Annotated in this window: 1 protein-coding gene; it reads left to right on the top strand. The window is 38.8% G+C overall.

Going from position 1 to position 317, the window contains the following annotated elements:
- Nucleotides 1–68 precede the first annotated feature (68 nt).
- The coding region (locus tag E1171_RS00095) for a hypothetical protein (RefSeq protein WP_222931262.1) at nt 69–317 on the top strand (249 nt) is incomplete at its 3' end.

Genomic DNA, 317 nt, shown 5'->3' with positions numbered 1-317 from the left:
AAATAGGGGAGGGTTTTTCTAACCTCTAAGGCACAAATCAACATAACTCTCACTAAAAAACCAGAACAATGGCCAAGCAATGTACAATAACAAACAATACCAATTTTCCTCTAGTGGTTATTATCCCTAGCGATCCACAAGGGGATGAAGTTACTTATAACCAGGACTTGATGGAATTAGATATAGAGGACAACACGGGCAGCACAATTTCAGAAATTGCACCCAGGACAAGTGGAACGGTAGTTTTAGATCAGAGCTATATCGATCCTACTACGAATCAATCTACTTATTCTCTGAACTACAACCTACTAATTAGC

Origin of the sequence: Xanthovirga aplysinae (assembly GCF_009711365.1) — a bacterium.
In the GTDB taxonomy this organism is placed as follows: domain Bacteria; phylum Bacteroidota; class Bacteroidia; order Cytophagales; family Cyclobacteriaceae; genus Xanthovirga; species Xanthovirga aplysinae.
Note: the sequence above shows the minus strand (reverse complement) of the source record. Positions and strands in the feature narration are given on the sequence as shown.